17 protein-coding genes are annotated in these 18478 nt (G+C 35.2%); 9 read left to right on the forward strand and 8 right to left on the reverse strand.

What is annotated here, in order from left to right:
* Positions 1–198 (reverse strand): YwbE family protein, encoded by a 198-nt coding sequence (locus tag ACKU4N_RS13355; RefSeq protein WP_321316997.1) that lies wholly within the window; start codon positions 196–198, stop codon positions 1–3.
* 351 nt (positions 199–549) lie between these two features.
* Between ACKU4N_RS13355 and ACKU4N_RS13360 the strand changes: the two genes are divergently transcribed.
* The 4 genes from ACKU4N_RS13360 (at position 550) to ACKU4N_RS13375 (ending at position 4449) form a co-directional block, all read left to right on the forward strand.
* A complete protein-coding gene (locus tag ACKU4N_RS13360) occupies positions 550–1011 on the forward strand; it encodes a hypothetical protein (RefSeq protein WP_321316999.1) in 462 nt (153 codons plus the stop codon).
* 143 nt (positions 1012–1154) lie between these two features.
* Positions 1155–3266: a polyphosphate kinase 1 gene (gene ppk1 / locus ACKU4N_RS13365; RefSeq protein WP_321317001.1), complete on the forward strand. Its 2112-nt coding sequence runs from the start codon at positions 1155–1157 to the stop codon at positions 3264–3266.
* Positions 3267–3301: 35 nt separating this feature from the next.
* Positions 3302–3808 carry a SixA phosphatase family protein gene (locus ACKU4N_RS13370; protein ID WP_321317004.1) on the forward strand — a complete coding sequence of 169 codons (507 nt, stop codon included), beginning with the start codon at positions 3302–3304 and terminating at the stop codon, positions 3806–3808.
* Positions 3809–3933: 125 nt separating this feature from the next.
* Positions 3934–4449, forward strand: coding sequence for a hypothetical protein (locus tag ACKU4N_RS13375; RefSeq protein WP_321317005.1), 516 nt, complete (start codon positions 3934–3936; stop codon positions 4447–4449).
* 49 nt (positions 4450–4498) lie between these two features.
* Here the strand turns inward: ACKU4N_RS13375 and ACKU4N_RS13380 are convergent, their stop codons facing one another.
* The 4 genes from ACKU4N_RS13380 to ACKU4N_RS13395 form a co-directional block, all read right to left on the reverse strand.
* Positions 4499–6856: a type IA DNA topoisomerase gene (locus ACKU4N_RS13380; protein ID WP_321317007.1), complete on the reverse strand. Its 2358-nt coding sequence runs from the start codon at positions 6854–6856 to the stop codon at positions 4499–4501.
* A 102-nt stretch (positions 6857–6958) separates the two neighbouring features.
* The gene (locus ACKU4N_RS13385; RefSeq protein WP_321317009.1) at positions 6959–7363 is read right to left on the reverse strand and encodes a response regulator; all 405 of its coding nucleotides are present in this window, start codon (positions 7361–7363) and stop codon (positions 6959–6961) included.
* A 65-nt stretch (positions 7364–7428) separates the two neighbouring features.
* Positions 7429–11136 carry a BamA/TamA family outer membrane protein gene (locus tag ACKU4N_RS13390; RefSeq protein ID WP_321317011.1) on the reverse strand — a complete coding sequence of 1236 codons (3708 nt, stop codon included), beginning with the start codon at positions 11134–11136 and terminating at the stop codon, positions 7429–7431.
* Positions 11084–12016 carry an SdiA-regulated domain-containing protein gene (locus tag ACKU4N_RS13395; RefSeq protein WP_321317013.1) on the reverse strand — a complete coding sequence of 311 codons (933 nt, stop codon included), beginning with the start codon at positions 12014–12016 and terminating at the stop codon, positions 11084–11086. Before ACKU4N_RS13395 ends, ACKU4N_RS13390 begins: the two co-directional genes overlap by 53 nt.
* A gap of 179 nt (positions 12017–12195) precedes the next feature.
* On the opposite strand from ACKU4N_RS13395, the gene ACKU4N_RS13400 reads away from it, so the two are divergent.
* The 5 genes from ACKU4N_RS13400 to ACKU4N_RS13420 all read left to right on the forward strand — a co-directional run bounded on the left by ACKU4N_RS13400 (position 12196) and on the right by ACKU4N_RS13420 (position 16929).
* On the forward strand, positions 12196–13389 hold the full coding sequence (locus ACKU4N_RS13400) for a Pycsar system effector family protein (protein WP_321317015.1): 1194 nt from the start codon (positions 12196–12198) through the stop codon (positions 13387–13389).
* 82 nt (positions 13390–13471) lie between these two features.
* Positions 13472–14173, forward strand: coding sequence for a 16S rRNA (uracil(1498)-N(3))-methyltransferase (locus ACKU4N_RS13405; protein WP_321317017.1), 702 nt, complete (start codon positions 13472–13474; stop codon positions 14171–14173).
* Between the two features lie 7 nt (positions 14174–14180).
* Positions 14181–14837, forward strand: a complete 657-nt coding sequence (locus ACKU4N_RS13410) for a DUF4159 domain-containing protein (RefSeq protein ID WP_321317019.1) — start codon at positions 14181–14183, stop codon at positions 14835–14837.
* A gap of 127 nt (positions 14838–14964) precedes the next feature.
* Positions 14965–16161 (forward strand): 6-phosphofructokinase, encoded by a 1197-nt coding sequence (locus tag ACKU4N_RS13415; RefSeq protein WP_321317021.1) that lies wholly within the window; start codon positions 14965–14967, stop codon positions 16159–16161.
* A 120-nt stretch (positions 16162–16281) separates the two neighbouring features.
* On the forward strand, positions 16282–16929 hold the full coding sequence (locus ACKU4N_RS13420; protein ID WP_321317023.1) for a hypothetical protein: 648 nt from the start codon (positions 16282–16284) through the stop codon (positions 16927–16929).
* Positions 16930–16968: 39 nt separating this feature from the next.
* Here ACKU4N_RS13420 and ACKU4N_RS13425 read toward each other — a convergent pair whose 3' ends face one another.
* The 3 genes from ACKU4N_RS13425 to ACKU4N_RS13435 form a co-directional block, all read right to left on the reverse strand.
* Positions 16969–17154, reverse strand: coding sequence for a type II toxin-antitoxin system antitoxin (locus ACKU4N_RS13425; RefSeq protein ID WP_124992648.1), 186 nt, complete (start codon positions 17152–17154; stop codon positions 16969–16971).
* A gap of 10 nt (positions 17155–17164) precedes the next feature.
* Positions 17165–18019: an SPFH domain-containing protein gene (locus ACKU4N_RS13430; protein WP_321317026.1), complete on the reverse strand. Its 855-nt coding sequence runs from the start codon at positions 18017–18019 to the stop codon at positions 17165–17167.
* A 103-nt stretch (positions 18020–18122) separates the two neighbouring features.
* Complete coding sequence (locus ACKU4N_RS13435) at positions 18123–18362, reverse strand: hypothetical protein (RefSeq protein WP_321317028.1); 240 nt, start codon at positions 18360–18362, stop codon at positions 18123–18125.
* Positions 18363–18478 lie beyond the last annotated feature (116 nt).

Here is an 18478-nt window from a genome sequence, read left to right on the forward strand (position 1 = left end):
CTATTCTATTATCTCCTTAACACGGCCAACCTGCCCATCTTCAAGCATTACCTTTATGCCATGTGGATGCAAATGCGAATTGGTTAACAACTTTTTCACAACCCCCTCCGTCAACTTTCCTGATCGCTGATCTGCTTTCAACACAATTTTCACCACTAAACCTGGATGAATATCCCCTCTCTTAGTTCCGTCTTTCATTTCATTTTTATTTTGATTTATCGCGATTACAAATATACAGGCTTTTAGAGATTTTGTATTCTCAATTAAATAAATCGTTAATTCTAAAAACAAGACTTGTTTTTATTTAGTATCAAATTCTACACGATTAATAGTTTAGCCCCGCAAAAGACTGGAGTAAAATTTCAATTTATACAAGCAAACCAAAACTCTTGTATCTTTTAAAAATCTAATAATTCATGTCTGTTTTTTTTTAGCAAACAAATTGCAGCAAACAACACACTAGGTATAAATAATTCAATACTGCAAATTTTTCGTATATTTATATAAACATAACACAAAGCCGATTCTACTTCACAACTAAGCAAAAGAATGAACACAACAAATCATCAGTCTGTAAAAGCAAGATTCTCATTTAACGGTCACATCTTATTCTCTTACACCAAACTGAGTTTCCAAAAGGATCTCCTCAGTTTTACTGTGCCCATTATTATTATTCCCATTTTAGTTATTTCAAATGTGCTGAATATTTACAGTGCATATAAGGATGAAGCCCTAAACGAAATGATTGTTTTCCTTTCCGTCCTCTTAATAAGTTTTGGACTAACAATTATTTCGATATTACAATACAAAAAGGCCAAAGCGATGGATGGGAAGGAATTTGCCTTCCGGGATATTAAAATGATCCGCATACGGGAATCAAAAAAGAATGTGAAACTGTCCTTCGAATTTTCCAATGGATTAAAGCATAAAATGTCGATTAAAAAAGACGGTGCATACATTGATTTTTTGAAGAACCTAAGCTATGCCAACGTAACAATTTCCACAAATTAAAGTTAGCAGATCGAAACTATCATTCGCTGACAAAAAATACCAATTCTCCAAATCACCTTGTATTAGCCGAGATTCATTGCCATCAAAACAAAAAAATGATTAATTTTATCTAAGTAGATAAATAGTCCTTAGTCAATCATCATATGCAAAAATATCAATTTCTAAATAGAGATTTAAGTTGGTTATCCTTCAATAAAAGAGTATTACAAGAGGCTTCGAATACAAAATTGCCATTATACGAAAGAATTAAATTTCTAGCTATATATTCTTCAAACCTTGATGAATTTTATCGCGTGCGCCTGGGTACCTACAAACGGTTTACCGAATTGCCTGCCGAAGACAAAGATATTCTGAGAGAGAATCCTGATGCAATATTAAAAAATATCAACGCTGAAGTTGATCGTCAGCAGAATGAATTTGGGAACATTTTTACGCAGGAAATTATTCCTGCACTGGAAAAGGAGAATATCATTTTGATACGAGACCAAGACTTGTGCGAAGAACATCATCAGTTTGTAAAAGATTTTTTTCTTGATAATTTGTTGCCCCATGTTCAACCCATACTATTGTTAAAAAAGCAAATTCAGCCTTTTCTTCAAAATAACGTGATTTATATTGCAGTTAAATTGTTTAAAAAAAGCAAAAAAGAAGAAGAATCCAGAGCTCCAAGATCCCGTCGTTCAAGATATGCAATTATTAAAGTTCCGAGTCATCGTTTCCCTCGCTTTATTGAATTGCCTGATAAGGATGGCAAGCACTTTATCATGTTTTTAGACGACATTATTAAATTGCGGATGAAGCTGTTATTTCCAGGTTACAAGATTGATTCAAGCTACAGTTTTAAGCTTAGCCGGGATGCGGATTTGCTGATTGAAGATGAATATTCGGGCGATTTAATTAAAATGATTGAGAACAGTTTAAAAAAACGGGAAACAGGTTCTCCTTCCCGTTTTTTATATGATGCCTCGATCCCAAAAGATTTTTTGAAATTTTTAAAAGACTCCTTTAACCTGCAAAACAATGACATGGTTAAGGGGGCACGATATCATAATTTTCAGGACTTTTTCGGTTTTCCCAATCCAAAATATCCTGAATTAGAAATAGAATCGTTTCACCCCTTAAAAGTGGAAGATTTACAAGGCAATAAATCTGTTTTTAAAACCATTCGGCTAAAAGATCAGATTCTTCATTTTCCTTATCAATCGTACGAATATGTAATTCGCTTTTTAAACGAAGCTGCAGTCGACCCTAAAGTTGTCGAAATTAAAGCAACGCAATATCGGGTTGCTGATAATTCTGCCGTTGTAAATGCATTAATTAATGCCGCTTTAAACGGCAAAAAGGTGACTGTATTTGTTGAAGTAAAAGCCCGGTTCGATGAAGAAGCCAATCTTAGATCTGCAAATGAAATGCGAAAAGCCGGCGTAAAAATTATTGACAGTATTCCTGGTCTTAAAGTTCATGCCAAACTAGCTTTGGTATTGCGCAAAGGAGATAAAAAGGATTATGCCTTTTTAAGTACCGGAAATTTTAACGAGAAAACAGCCAAAATATATTCAGACCATGGTTTACTAACTTCGAATGAAGTAATTATTACTGAACTAAAACAACTCTTTGATTATCTTGAAAATCAAACTGAAGGATATGAGTTCAGAAAACTTTTGGTTGGACGATTTAACTTGAGAAGAAGCTTAATTGGATTAATTGATCAGGAAATTCAGAATGTAAAAAATGGACATAAAGGCTATATTATTCTTAAAATGAATGGCCTTCAGGAACGTGATATGATCACTAAATTATATGAAGCCAGTGAAAATGGAGTGAAAATTGACCTCATCATTCGGGGAATTTGTTGTCTGAAACCAAATAAAACGTACGCAAAAAACATTCGGATCATTCGTATTGTTGATCAATTTCTGGAGCACGGAAGAATCTTTTACTTTCACAATTTGGGTGAAGAGCTTCTGTACCTGTCATCGGCTGATTGGATGAATCGAAATTTGCATCGGCGAATTGAATGTGCTTTCCCTATTCATGATAAGAAAATAAAAAAAGAACTGATTGATATTTTAAACATACAACTTAAAGATAATGTCAGTGCCCGAATATTGGATGGGAAATTAAATAACTTACCCATTCCAATCAATGGAAAAGTAAAGAAGATTCAATCGCAAAAGGAAATTTTTGCCTACTTAAACAAAAAAGAAATTGCGAGTAAATCGAGAAAAAACCGTGTAGCAAAAGATTCAGTTTAAGATCATATTATTTTAACCCAAACCTTTAAAACCCAATGAAACGACTTATTCTTGTAAGACACGCAAAAACAGAAGTTATTCGATACGACATTTCGGATTATCAGCGCAGCTTGGTGAACAGAGGAATAAATGATTCCAAATTGATTGCCAACAAGCTGTTCTTAAAGAATATCATTCCTGACTTGATGATTTCGAGTCCGGCCAACAGAGCTATTGAGACTGCTTTGCTGTTTGCTGATGCGCTGCAATACCCAGTTGATGAAATCGAGCAAAATGATGATTTATACGATGGTTTTACAACCAACGAATTTCTCGCTTTACTCGATCAGTTGGGAAAAGAAAATGAAACAGTTATGGTGGTTGGACACAACCCCAGCATTGAATATTTAGCCTTTAACCTAACCGAAGAGTTTTATAAGGCTGTTCCAACATGCACAGTTATCGGTATCGATTTTCAGGTTGATGAGTGGGCTGACATTGAAGTAAGAACAGGAAAACTGGCCTTTTACGAGTACCCAAAGAAATATAAAGAGGCGAAGTAGGTGAATGTTATTAACAAACTTATAATGATTATAATCGCAACATGAAAACGTTCTTCATTTTAGTAATAATTCTAAGCTCGAGAGTATTGGTTTATAGTCAATCCACTGATAGATCATTTAATTTAGTGAGAGATATTGGAAATTTCTCCGAATTAATGACGGAATTAGACACATTAGTTGTTTATAGTAATTTTTGCATCTGCGCTGGAGAAGATTATCAAACAGATATTATCACTAAAAACAATGATAGCGTTTTTATTCAGGTTTTAATAGACGATGGTATAAAGGGTAAAATGAATTATGAAAAACGTTTATATCTGTATAGCAAATCTGACACCTTGAATTTCGAAACCATCTACTCAAAATTACAAAAACGTAATATCCTAAATCATCACGCTAACTTAAGATTTGAAATCGTTCATAATAGAAAAGACACCTTGAAACTTTTCACCTATGGATTAATGGATTTTCTTAAAATCTCAAATTATTTATATGAAATAAAAGACCAAATATATTTTGATAAAGAGTATTATAAACCTCTTCAAATTCCTCAATCGCCCAAAGGATTATCAGATGAAAAAAAATCAGATTCTATAATGATGGAAAGTATTAAAAAGGAAGTACTAAGAATGGCAAATTAGAAAAATAACCTCTTACAGATTAACGCAACACTACAAGAAATATTTTCAATTACTGTTTCCCAAAAATTATTTTTCCCTGATTATCCAAAATCAATTTACCATCAACAACTTCCTGTGTTTGCGGATCTTTAAAGCCTTTAATCAGAGGCGTTTTTCCCTGAGTTGCCAATGATTTTATTTGGGCTTCGCTGAGTTTTTTCTCCATAAAAACAAAAGGAACAATAAACCTGCAGCCATTTCGGTAATTGGAGCAACCATAGGCAGCATTCCCCTTTAATAGTGTACCTGTTTTGCAAAGCGGACAAGTCCATGATTCTGCTTCCCCGGCTATAAACTCGATACTGAAATCGGGTGTTAAGCCTAATTGTCCATTTTGCTTTTTCCCATCAATTTCGAATCCCTTAATTTTAGGCGTTATTTTTTTCAGTACCAATGCCTCAACCTGCTTATCGGTTAATTTCTTTCCTTCAAATTCAAAAGGAATAAGAATTTTACATCCATTTCCCCAATTGGAGCATCCCCAGGCATTATTGCCTTTTAAAATCTTCCCTTCTCCGCATTTAGGACAAATTAATTCCTTCTTGGTTGCTGGTTTTGCCTTTGCTTTTTTCTTTTCTTTTTCCTTCTCCTCATCAATCACTTCAATTTGACTGATATTTTTCCGCGATTTTACGTCCCAAACAATTCCTACAACCATATTCTTCAATTCGGCCATAAACTGATTTACTTCGTAGTTGCCCAGCTCAATTTCCCGAAGCTTCTTTTCCCATTGTCCGGTAAGTTCTGCCGATTTTAGCAGTTCATTCTGAATCGTATCAATTAACTGAATTCCGGTAACAGTAGCCTCGAGTCGTTTCTTGTCTCTTTTAATGTACTTTCTTTTAAACAGAGTCTCAATAATATTCGCCCGGGTGGAAGGACGGCCAATTCCGTTCTCTTTCATTAAATCCCTTAACTCATCATCATCGACCTGTTTGCCGGCGGTTTCCATGGCACGAAGCAAAGTTGCTTCCGAATAATATTTAGGAGCCTGCGTCTGTTTCTCGGCCAAATCGGGCGTATGTTCTCCACTCTCCCCTTTCACAAAATCAGGAAGAATAACTCCATCGCCAATATTACCGTCTTTAGCATATAAAACGCGCCATCCTGGTTCCAAAATCTGTTTCCCGGTTGCTTTAAAATCTATGGTGGTCACCTTTCCCAAAACGGTGGTATTACTCACTTTACAATCCGGATAGAATACCGAAATAAACCGTCGGGTTACAATATCGTAAACCTGTTTCTCATCATACGACAAAGTCCCAGGCACAACACCTGTTGGAATAATGGCATGGTGATCGGTCACCTTTTTATCATCAAAAACCTTCTTCGATTTTTTTATTTTGGCTTTTAAAAGAGGCTCGGTAAATTCGCTAAATGATGTTAGCTTTTGAAGAATTCCCGGAATCTTTTTGTACAAATCATCGGTAAGGTAAGTTGTATCAACTCTTGGGTAAGTGGTTAGTTTCTTCTCGTACAAACTTTGAATCATTCGCAGCGTATCTTCTGCCGAAAAACCCAGTTTCCGGTTACAATCTACCTGCAATGAGGTTAAATCATATAATCTGGGAGGTAATTCTGTTCCACTCTTTTTCTCGACCGATACAATTTCGAATGGTTCCGAATTAATTTTATCAAGAAACTCAATCCCTTGCTCTTTTTGTTCAAACCGACCATGAGTCGCAGCAAAACTCACATCACGATAAGTGGTTTTTAGTTCCCAATAAGTTTGAGGAATAAAATTATCAATCTCTTTTTGGCGATTCACAATCAAAGCCAAAGTAGGTGTTTGCACACGGCCAATTGAAAGTACCGACTTACCATTCGCATATTTAAGTGTGTAAAGTCGTGTTGCATTAATTCCCAACAGCCAGTCTCCAATGGATCTTGATGATCCAGCAGCGTATAACTTATCAAACTCCTTGCTGTCACGTAAATTATTAAAGCCATCACGAATAGCCTCTTCCGTTAGAGATGAAATCCAAAGTCGTTTAACAGGCACCTTACACTTAGCTTTGTGCAAAACCCATCGTTGAATCACTTCCCCTTCTATTCCTGCATCACCACAGTTTATCACTTCGGTGGCATTTGCAATTAGCTTTTTAAGAGTGTCGAATTGTTTCTGAACGCCTTTATCAGGAATTACCCGAATTCCAAAACGCGGAGGAATAATTGGCAAATCGTTTAAATGCCAGTATTTCCAATTAAGATCGTATTCATGAGGTTCTTTCAAGCCACACAGATGACCAAAAGTCCACGATATTTGATATCCGCTTCCTTCGTAATATCCATCCTTTTTACTTTTGGCACCTAATATTAGGGCAATTTCACGTGCTACACTTGGTTTCTCAGCTATACAAACTATCATGCTTTACTCCTCTTGTTTTTTAGGCAATATATTCTTGAACATTTTACAAAAAATCAGATTCCTGATTTTTGGAACCAAACAATTTATTCTGTAATATAATTTTTATTCATTTCTTTCCCACTTTATCCACTTTTCAACCATCGTGAACAATTCTATTTTTGAAACCGGTTTTAACAGAAAATCGTCCATTCCTGCTTCCGCAGATTTCACATCATCATCAGAAAATGCATTTGCTGTCATGGCAATAATTGGTCTGTCGAACCCATTCTCCCGCAATGCAACGGTTGCCTGATAACCATCTATAATAGGCATTTGCAAATCCATAAACACCATCAAAACAGATTCTTTATTTTTCTGATAAAAATCAAGAGCTTCCCGACCATTTTTCACCCAATCGGTAGGAATATTATCCATTTCCAACAGACGAGATATAATTTTACCATTCACGAAATCGTCCTCTACCAAGAGTATTCTACCATTATCAAGTTTAGGCTTTTCTTCGTCCATTATTTCAATTTTATTAGTATTCAATGTAAATATGTATTGTTTTATTCAATTATCATATTAAATAACTAAAACAAGTATTTAAATTCGATTGAAAGAATATCATCTTCGATTGAATGGCTAAAATTAGCAGTAATTACCATTAATTTATAAGGTGCAAGCCAAATTCCTCCGCCATATCCATGGTGCCATTTACTAGAACTCTCATTATCAACCCATACCTTACCAAAATCATTAAAACCCAAAATACCCACTTCACCTCCCAAAAAATAAGATTTAAAACGAGCAATGCGAAGTCTTAAATCAGTGTTTTGAAATACAATATCATCTCCTGCGAACCGATCCTGACGATATCCTCTTAAATTTGATTTTAAACCTAATTTATTCGCCTGATAAAATGAATACCCATTACTGTTATGACTGGCACCGGTCCTTACCGCCAATATTGTTCTTTGAGGTCTGCCAAAACTAACATACATTCGCATATCAGTCTCCATTTTATAAAAATTATCATCATTACTCTCCAATCCCTTATAGTATTTCCAACTGGATAACCAATAAATTCCTCTTGCGGGAAGCACCATATTGTCCCTTGAATCCCACAAATAATTGATACTAAGTCCTAAATATCTTCTGGTATTAAAATCAGTTAAACGATTTAAATCATTATCTGGATTGGTAAAATCGGTTATGAAACGATTTGGTGTGGCTTTCAACTCCAGTTGTTGATAAAATGATCCAATTGAAATAAAATGGTTCTCCCCAACTTGTTGTTTTAATTGTGGATGAATAAAAAACTGAGCCATTCTAATCCTATTATAAGCATCATCATCGGTTTTGGATTTTTCTGTTTCATTTCCCAATCCGTAATAGTAGCCCTGAAAATTAGGTGTATTATAATGAATATCTGCCAGAAAATCAGTTTTTCGAAACACCTGCTTAAACTCACCGGAATATTTTAACTCTACCGATGGATATGCAAATGCATAATTAACAATAAATTTATGAAATGATCCATATGGTTCTTTCTTAAACCCCTGGTTTTTAACATTCACACCAGCTCCTAAAACCAAACCATCATCACTAATGAAATTAAGGTTGGCACCAGGACTTACAACATTATACTTAAATGCTTTTCTATCGTATGAATTTACTTCAGAACTTTTCCCGAATCTCTTCTTGTAAGCTCCATCTCCCTTAACAATAGTTTTTGGTTTGTCGTAAATAAGCAGATTTCGTTTCCCGGTATCTGCCAGTTTAAACTTATCTTTTCCTTTTCCTCCGATAATCCGAAGTTTCACTCCATTTTTGTTATTTCCATTTACCTTAAACTTATCTTTTCCATCGAGGCCAAAAATTCTCACCTCATTGGTTTCATCCTTGCTAAAAGTTCTACGAAATAACAGTTCCTTTTTATTCCCTTTACTACTCAACCGATAACTTTCAACAATTAATTTTCCATTTTCAATCCATTTAATTTCAAAACTCTCGCTATCATTCGTACCTACCACATCAACTTCTTTTGCCAAAAAATTATAAAACTCCTCTGCCAATGCTGGTAACTGATCTCTTCGAGCCTTTAGTTTTTGCGTAATTTCGTCACCCGAAATTGCATAAACTTCCTGTGGCAAACCTTTAACCGATTCTTGAATAACATCATCGCTTAATTTTCTTTGAAGTTCCTTTGCCATTTCAATCCAATCATTTTTATCCTTGGATTGTAAAAAATTTCGATCAAAATAACGGGCATTAAAACCCAGTCCTACCACATTTTCTACAACTGAATCGAATGATTGAAATTTAGGCATAGCCCATTTTCTTCGAATCAACCAGGGAATTGCTCCATCGCTAAAGAAAAAAGCCTGATCGCGGTCTCTTGGAATCGGCCTCGCAATTGTTTTGCCATCTTTTTTGAAGGTTGCCCACCTCCACTGATCATCGTGCCGATCCCAGTCATTTAAAAAGATATCGAATAAACGGGCTCGCAGCACAGCAGTTTCATCAATCTGAAGGTCTGAATTTTTGAATCTCTTTTTAAGCAACTTATCTGTTCCTAAAATATCATGAGAGTTCCCAAAATTATCCATATCAGATACATCGCCGTTGGGACGCTCTTCGAAAAGAAACAATTCATTCTTAAAACCATCCTGATAAATTCCAAAGCGGGGATCATCGGGAACATAAACAATTTTTGGATTGGTATGATAAACACCTACTGCTTTCGCCATTTTTGGAACAGCTAAAGCTGCATAAGGATAAGATTCGGAAATTCCATCCTGAACAATTTTGGCAGCAAAGGTTCCTTCCAATCCAGGAGGAATTGCTTTCTCGGTATACTTCTCTACCGAGCGTAACACATATTGTTTCCCATCTTTGGCCTCTAACCTTAAAGATCTGGTTTGCTGTCCTCCTCCTCTTTTCAAAATTTTCAGTCCACCTTTTTCCGTTGCGATATCAAAAACCGGAACTGTTATAGGCACAGCCCAATCCTTTCGGTAATTCTGCCCCAAAATTTTCGTTTTTAATCTTCCATCTGTTTCATAAAACGTACTTGCAGCAACAGTTATAGTACTATCCGAATAATCAATCTCTTTGTATCTGCTAATTAAATCTTCCTTTGTAGGAACATGCTTAGTATATAGTTTTTCCCTAAATGCCAGATGAGGTTCTTTCTCTCCTTCAGCACCCACCGACCAAAATTCCAGCCAAACCTCATCATTTGAGTAAAAATTAATTCGCGAGAAACCAACCTCACGCATAGCTATATCCATTTTATTTTTAGACACGTAGTCACTCTTGCTCCCCGAACCTGAAACAATAAAAAAGGAATCATCCTTTTTAGCGAATTGCAAGCTGTTATCATGAGCTGCAACAACAACAATGTTATCGTATCCCACACCAATTTTTCGAGACATATACCTCATCTGTTTGTAAAAAGGGTAGGCAAAATCCTGCGGCGTTCCAAAAAGTTTCCGATACAATTCTACCGGACCGGGAAAAGCAAAATTTCCTCCATGCTTTCCTGCACTGTAAATAGGATGATGCGTGGCAAATACAATTTTCTTATTCTTATTTCTTTTTATGGCATCATTTAATAGAATTAAAAAATCATCATTGCTTTCCAAACCACACTCCGACTCTGGTTTATCTCCCAAGTGTAGCCACCACTGTGAATCCACAATCAGTAAAACCACTTCATCCGTTAAGTCAATCTCTACAGGGCCGGGACAACCTCCCGAAGGAAGAAAAACATCTCCCCGATCCAAATAATCCTCTACAAATGTTTCGGTATTCTGTATGGCTTCCCATCCATGACGTCGTCCCTCGTTCCATTCTTTTTCGCCCGGAATAAAAACAAGTTGTCCTTTAAAATCCTTTAATGAATTTAACAATTTTATTACATCCGAATTCTCTGCGTCTATATCCTCTAATTCATCCTCTAAATATCCTTTCGGGAAAGTGTTGCCTAAAAATACGAGTGTCCCTTTCTGCCCAACTTCATTCATTTGACCTTTTAGCATGTCGATATTTGAATCAACAATGGCAGCTTCGCCAACATCACCGATAAAAAAAATGGAATGATCGAGCAATGTTGATGCAGGAGCTTCCGGCAACTTAGTATTTTGAGCAAATACAGTATTTATTGAAATGAAAACACTGATATATAATAAAATCCTCTTCATCGTATTATTAAAATTTAAGATACATTCATCAAATTGCAATTTATTTACGGTAGCTGAACCGGTAGATATTTGCAGCTCTTCCTTTTCCTTCATTGGAAATATACATAGTTCCATCAGGAGCAAAACAAATTCCTTCCGGCTGTCTAAATAGCTTGCGTTTCAATTTCACAATAGCCAAAACATCGCCTTGCGGATTAAGCACCAGTAATAATTTACCAACAGATCCTAATACATACAAGTTGTTGCTGATGGGATGCATTGCCACAGCCGATGGTTGAAATGTAACATCTCCCTGCGATGGATTAATACTTTCCAACAATGTCACAGAAAAGTTTGTATATCCATCAAAATCAAGAATTCTCCTTATTTGTTCCTGATCAATCAAATAGGCCGGACAATCAGATAATTTATTTGAGTCAAGTGAATACTTATAAATTGCTCTTTTCCCTTTAAAATCATTATTAATGCCGGGTTTTCCTTTGCATGCAACAAGAAGACTATTGCTTTGGGAATCATAACCTAAACCTTCAGTATCGTTTCCTGCATTTAATTGTGTTTTAATTTTCACAGATAAAATATCCTCACTTTTCATATGATCAACTGCAAAAATGTTTCCATCTGACCGCAATACAAAAACCTGATCACCTACAACTTCAATGCCTTCATAATCTCCCGATTTATCAAATACATATTTTTTCGTAATCTCTTTCTTCTTTAGACTGTACTTGTAAATAATTCCTTTCTCATCGTTCACACAAAGTAAACTGTGATCATTATAATAAGATAATCCTGAAATCTCTCTTAGCTCATCTTTCAAATCATATTTCTCATCAGCGTCCATTAAAGAGTAAGGAAATTGATAGGTAGAATCCAATTCATATACCATTTTTAAATCAGCAGATTTCTGCTTACACGATTCAAAAAAGGCTAGAAAACTTGGAAGAATAATAAAGAAAATTAAAAATCTGTTCATTATTTGAAAGTATCTTTTGCGGATTTAATAGGAACTTAAAATTACATAAATAAGGCTCAATTCCCAACAAAAAAGAGGAAAGCAAGGCATTATTATAAATTTTTCAAATCGTTTTCCACTATAATGACTATATTTATTCATTGCAATTTCATTTAGTCAACATTAGAAAAAAAAGAGAAATGAATATCATCCATGAAGCGGAAACATTTGTTACTAATTTAATCGAAAGTACCCACCAACCTATCTTTACCTATCACAATTTGGAACATACTCAAAATGTGGTTAAACAAGCAAAAAAAATCGGGTTGGAAACAGGATTATCTCCCGACGAAATGGAAAATCTCATTTTAGCAGCCTGGTTTCATGACACCGGTTACTATGAAAACTTTGCTAAACATGAAGAAATAAGCGCTGCACATGCCAGAAAATTTCTCGAAGAAAAAAATTACCCTGAGGAAAAAATAAAACAAATAACTGAAGCTATTTTACACACAAAGATGCCGCACCTTCCTTGTGATGAAAAAATATGTAATGTTCTTTGCGATGCCGATTTACACCACTTATCAACAAAGGATTACATAAAAATATCCGAAAAACTGAGAGAAGAAAGAAGTCGAATTCTTCACCACGACATTCACCCTAAATTGTATTGGGAAGAAACCTTGCGTTTTTTAAAAGATCATCATTATCATACCAATTACGGCAAAAAAACTTTGGCTAAAAAGAAAGAGGTGAATTATCAAAAAGTAGTTGAGAAAGTAGCTGGTTTTCAGTCTAAAGAAATAAAGAAACTTACCGAAATGGTAAGCAAACTGGAACAACAAAACATAAAATTGAAAACTCCGCAGCGTGGCATTGAAACCATGTTTAAAGTAACTTCAAGAAATCAGATTAATTTAAGTTCCATTGCCGATAAAAAAGCCAACTTAATGATCTCTGTCAATTCAATCATCATCTCGGCCATCTTCTTTATTTTCAAAAATATAATGGATGTTCCTCATTTTATTATCCCTTGTGTTATTCTTTTGATAGTATGTTTGTTCACCATTACGTATTCTGTATTGGCAACCCGGCCTATTGTTACGTCAGGAACATTCTCGCAGGAAGACATCAAAAAGAAGAGAGTAAATTTAATGTTTTTCGGAAATTTCCATAAAATGGCTCTTACCGATTATTCAGACGCATTAAAAGGAATGATGTCGGATTACGATGACCTGTATGACAGTTTAATAAGAGACCAATATTTTCTGGGGAAGGTTTTGGGTAGAAAATATCGTTTTTTACGAATTTCCTATACCATATTTATGTTTGGCCTCATCTTTTCTGTTCTAACATTTATTCTGGCTGCAATTTACCAACCAATGGTTTGGTAAATTTTTATTTCAAAATAATCCGTGAAAAGAAATACATAAGCTAACTTTGCAACATCATGTTTTTTATTACTTCTGAAAGCTTATGAACTTATTTTATACACCAGATATCCAAAATCAATTTTATCAATTGGATGAAATTGAATCAAAACATTGCATTAGAGTACTTCGGTTAAAAGAAGAAGATATTATTCATCTTATTGATGGCAAGGGCTCTCTTTACAAAGCAAAAATAATTGATGCTCATCCTAAAAGATGCACCGTTGAGTGCATTGAAACTCAGAAGGAATTTGGGAAACTGAATTACCAGCTGCACATTGCTCTGGCTCCTACAAAAAATATGGATCGAACAGAATGGTTTATGGAAAAATGCACCGAAATTGGTATTCATGAATTCACTCCTCTTCTATGCCAGCACTCTGAGAGAAAGGTTGTGAAACATGAACGTTTGTTCAAAGTAATTACTTCTGCAGTTAAACAATCGCTTAAAGCTTACCATCCAATTTTAAATGAACAAACCAAATTTTCCGATTTGGTAACATCCCCATTCGATGGAGAAAAATACATAGCTCACTGCAACGAAGGTGAAAAAACGCATCTGAAAAACCTTTATCAGGCAAAACAAAATGCATTAATCTTAATTGGCCCGGAAGGTGATTTCAGTATTGAGGAAGTAAATCTGGCTAAAGAAAATGGCTTTAAAGAGATCAGTCTGGGAGAAAGCCGCTTGAGAACAGAAACAGCTGGAGTTGTAGCTTGTAATATCATTAGTTTAGAAAATCAATAATAATTTGATGAGTAGAATAATTCATATCGCATTTTTTTTGCTCATTAGCTTGTGCTCCTTTTCACAAAACACATCAGTTCGAATTGGTTTACTTAAATACAATGGCGGAGGTGATTGGTACGCAAATCCAGGATCACTACCCAATCTCATCGAATTTTGCAATCGCAACAACATTGCAAACATCTATAAAGATGCCAATATTGTAGAAGTGGGAAGTCCTGAGCTATTCTCCTATCCCTTTGTTCACTTAACCGGGCACGGAAATATTGTTTTGAACAATCAGGAAGTTACAAATTTAAGGAAGTACCTTGAAGGTGGAGGCTTTCTTCATGTTGATGACAACTATGGCTTAAATGCCTATTTCAGACGCGAGATAAAAAAGGTGTTTCCGAACGAAAAACTGATTGAGTTACCCTTTTCTCACCCAATTTATCATCAAGTGTACGAATTCCCAAACGGACTTCCTAAAATACATGAACACGATGGGAAAGCACCCCAGGGCTTCGGCATTTTCCACAAAGGCAGATTGGTTTGTTTTTATTCTTACGAAACTGATTTGGGTGATGGCTGGGAAGATCCTTCTGTTCATAACGATACAGAAATCAATCATCAAAAAGCACTAAAAATGGGTGCAAACATTATTTCCTACTCCTTTAGTAATTAGAATTATTCTTAATTACCTTATTCTCTTACCATAAACAAATCTTCCTCCTCATTTGGTTTGAATTTCCCTTAACAAAATGATATCTTATACTGATATTACATTGTTTTCAGTAACTTAAGATATTACTATGGCAAATTCAACGAAAGGAATTATTGGAATTCTAACAGGTGGTGGTGATGTTCCCGGATTAAATCCCGCTATTCGTGCTGTCACAATCAGAGCAATAAGGGAAGGGTATCAGGTAATAGGCATTCGCAAAGGCTGGAGAGGCTTAATTGATATTATCCGAGATAAAAAATCAGATAACAGCGAGAATTATATTTCATTAAGTGAAGAGCTGGTAAACAAAGTAGGTAGAACTGGCGGCACATTTCTTCACACTTCCAGAGTTAATCCTTCAAAAACCTCAAGAGATAGAATTCCAACACATCTAAAAGAAAAATACAACGAAGATGTTAATGATTTAACAGAAGAAGTTCTTGCCAATCTGGCTTTTCTGAACATTGACTATTTAATTCCAATTGGAGGTGACGATACTCTTAGTTATGGTGTACGATTGTACAAAGAAGGATTTAAAGTTATTGCCATACCTAAAACTATGGATAACGATGTTCCCGGAACTGACTACTGTATTGGATTTAGTACATGTATCACACGTACCATTTCATTAACGCACAGCCTAAGAACATCAGCTGGTTCGCATGAAAGATTGCTGGTGTTGGAAGTTTTCGGCCGTTATGCGGGATTTACAGCAATTTTACCAACACTGGCCGGTGCCGCAAACCGATGTGTAATTCCAGAATACAATTTTGACATAGAACGCTTAACCGAGCTAATGATACAGGACCGCTTCTCAAATCCCAGTCATTATTCGGTTGTGTTAATTTCAGAAGGAGCTAGTTTCTCAGGCGGGGATATGATTTTCCAGGATGATGTCAGAGACGATTACGGACATAGAAAATTAGGCGGTATTGGTGACCGTGTATCCGAACACCTGAAACAATTGTCTCCAAAATACAACAATTCAAAACCGATTAATGTTATCAATCAAAAGTTAGGTTATCTGGTTCGTTGCGGTGATCCGGATGCTATTGATTCCATAGTTCCTATGGCATTTGGAAATCTGGCATTGGATTTAATCATTAAAGGAGTTCACGGCAGATTAATAACACTTCGCAATGGAAGATATGATAATGCTCCGATAGATATTGTTACCAGCTCTAAAAAATTGGTGGATGTTGACCGATATTACAATACAGATCGATTAAGACCGAAATACAACAGCTTCGAAATGCAACCATTATTTTTAATGACTGGATTGTAAGAAAAAAAAGTTTAGTATATTTGGAAACCTTTCTCTAACGAAAGGTTTCTGCTTTTTTTAGAATTCCCTAACCATTTTTGAATCCTCTTCGAAATTTATTTTTTCACAATTAATTTTATTATGCTGGAATATAATATCTTAGGCATTCAATTACTTGAATGGATTGGCTATGTAGCCTCAGTTTTGGTTTTGATTTCTTTAACAATGACTTCAATTGTAAAATTGAGATGGTACAATTTGACTGGAGCAATTCTTTTTTCTGCTTACGGATTTTTAATTGGCTCTTTACCTGTAGGAATCATGAATTTTCTCATTGTCTGTGCAAACCTGTACAATCTGCAGAAAATGTATAAGCGAAAAGAAGACTTTAAAATCATTGAGATAAAAGAAAATGACGAGCTGTTAACACATTTTCTTGACTTTTATAAAAAGGACATTAAGAGTTTCTTTCCTGATTATAAAATGAGAAAAGGCCAATTGGGAATGTTTGTACTAAGAGATATGGCAGTTGCAGGAATTTTTATCGGATCCAAAGATCAAACAGAACTAAGAATTGAATTGGATTATGCATTACCTCAGTACCGCGACTTTAAAGTTGGTGCTTATTTGTACAATCAATTAAGTGATATTTTACAGAAACACGATATCAATTCCGTTTATTTCGACACGGGAATGAATCTAAAATATATGGAGAAAATGGGATTTGAAGCATCCGATAAAGATGGTAATTCCATCATGCAAAAATCACTAAAAAAATCCTCTTTATAACTTAAGCCCAAATGTTACATTTTAACATTTGGGCTTTTTTTATTCTTCTAATTTGCCGGCATCTTCGGTGCCATTATCTTTTTTCCGTCCTGCTTCATTCAAGGCTTTATTCAAAATCCATTCAATTTGTCCATTCGTACTACGAAATTCATCAACAGCCCACCTTTCCAACTTTTTGTACATCTCAGGATCAAGACGCAGAACAAATGATTTCTTTTTTGCCATAGTTAATCAATTATTGATACAAAGTTCCGGTATTTACAACAGGAGTTACATCTTTATCGGAACAAAGCACAACCATCAAATTACTGACCATTGTTGCTTTTTTATCCTCATCAAGATCAACAATGTTTTTTTCTGCCAATTGCTCCAATGCCATATCAACCATACTAACGGCACCTTCAACAATTTTAAAACGTGCAGCAACCACTGCCGTTGCCTGCTGACGACGCAGCATAGCTCCGGCAATTTCAGAAGCGTATGCAAGGTAGTTAATTCTGGCTTCCATCACTTCAATTCCGGCAATTTCCAATCGATTAGTCAACTCACTTTCCAACAATTCACTTACATTATTTCCTCCCGAACGCAATGTAATCTCAGCCTGTTCGTCCTCAAAATTATCATACGGATACGAACCTGCCATATGTCGAATAGCCGCCTCAGACTGAATATTCACAAAATGTTCGAAGTTATCCACGTCAAAAGCAGCTTTGTAAGTATCACGAACTCTCCAAACCAAAACAACTCCAATCATAATTGGATTTCCAATTTTGTCATTCACCTTTATAGGATCACTATCCAAATTCCGGGCTCTCAAACTTACTTTCTTTTTTACCATAAACGGATTTACCCAAAAGAATCCATTGGTCATTATGGTTCCTTTATATGCTCCAAACAGCACTAAAACTGAAGTTTCGTTTGGATTAACGATTGTAAACCCCGGGATAAAAGCTATTATCAAAGGAATAAAAATAACGAAGAACGGGTTCCTTACCATTACCAATCCCAATATGCCAATTACCAACATAGCCAGCACAATAAAAACCATTAAAAATCCTGACTTTCCAGAATAACTCTTTTCTTCTCTCATAATAATTTAGTTTGATATCATTTTGATATTAAATATACGACTTAATTTTAAATTGAGAAAATTTGAGACAAAAAAACCGGAGTACAAATACTCCGGCTATTTCTTAATTTAGTGTGATTTCTGTAATATCTGGAAATTTCAGATTTACATTTTTCGTGGACTGACGAAATCCTAAAATACGATGCAAAAGATTTGATTGAGACTTTACTTTGAATCTGTCCAGATATTCAACGAATTCAACAGATTCGAAAACATCTGAATTTGCAATCCGATCCATAAGCGAAATCATTTCTTGTCCTGTATTTTTACGGTCTAAATTTAAAAGAGTATAAACATCATTCATAGGCAAATAATTATTTCTATTGTCCTAATTAACGCTTAAAGTTCCCTTTTAGTATCCAGCATCAAAAAAGACTGAAAAACTTAGACCTCCCAGTCAATTTATTTTTAAATGATATA

The sequence above is a fragment of the Labilibaculum sp. genome (assembly GCF_963664555.1).
Lineage (GTDB): Bacteria > Bacteroidota > Bacteroidia > Bacteroidales > Marinifilaceae > Labilibaculum.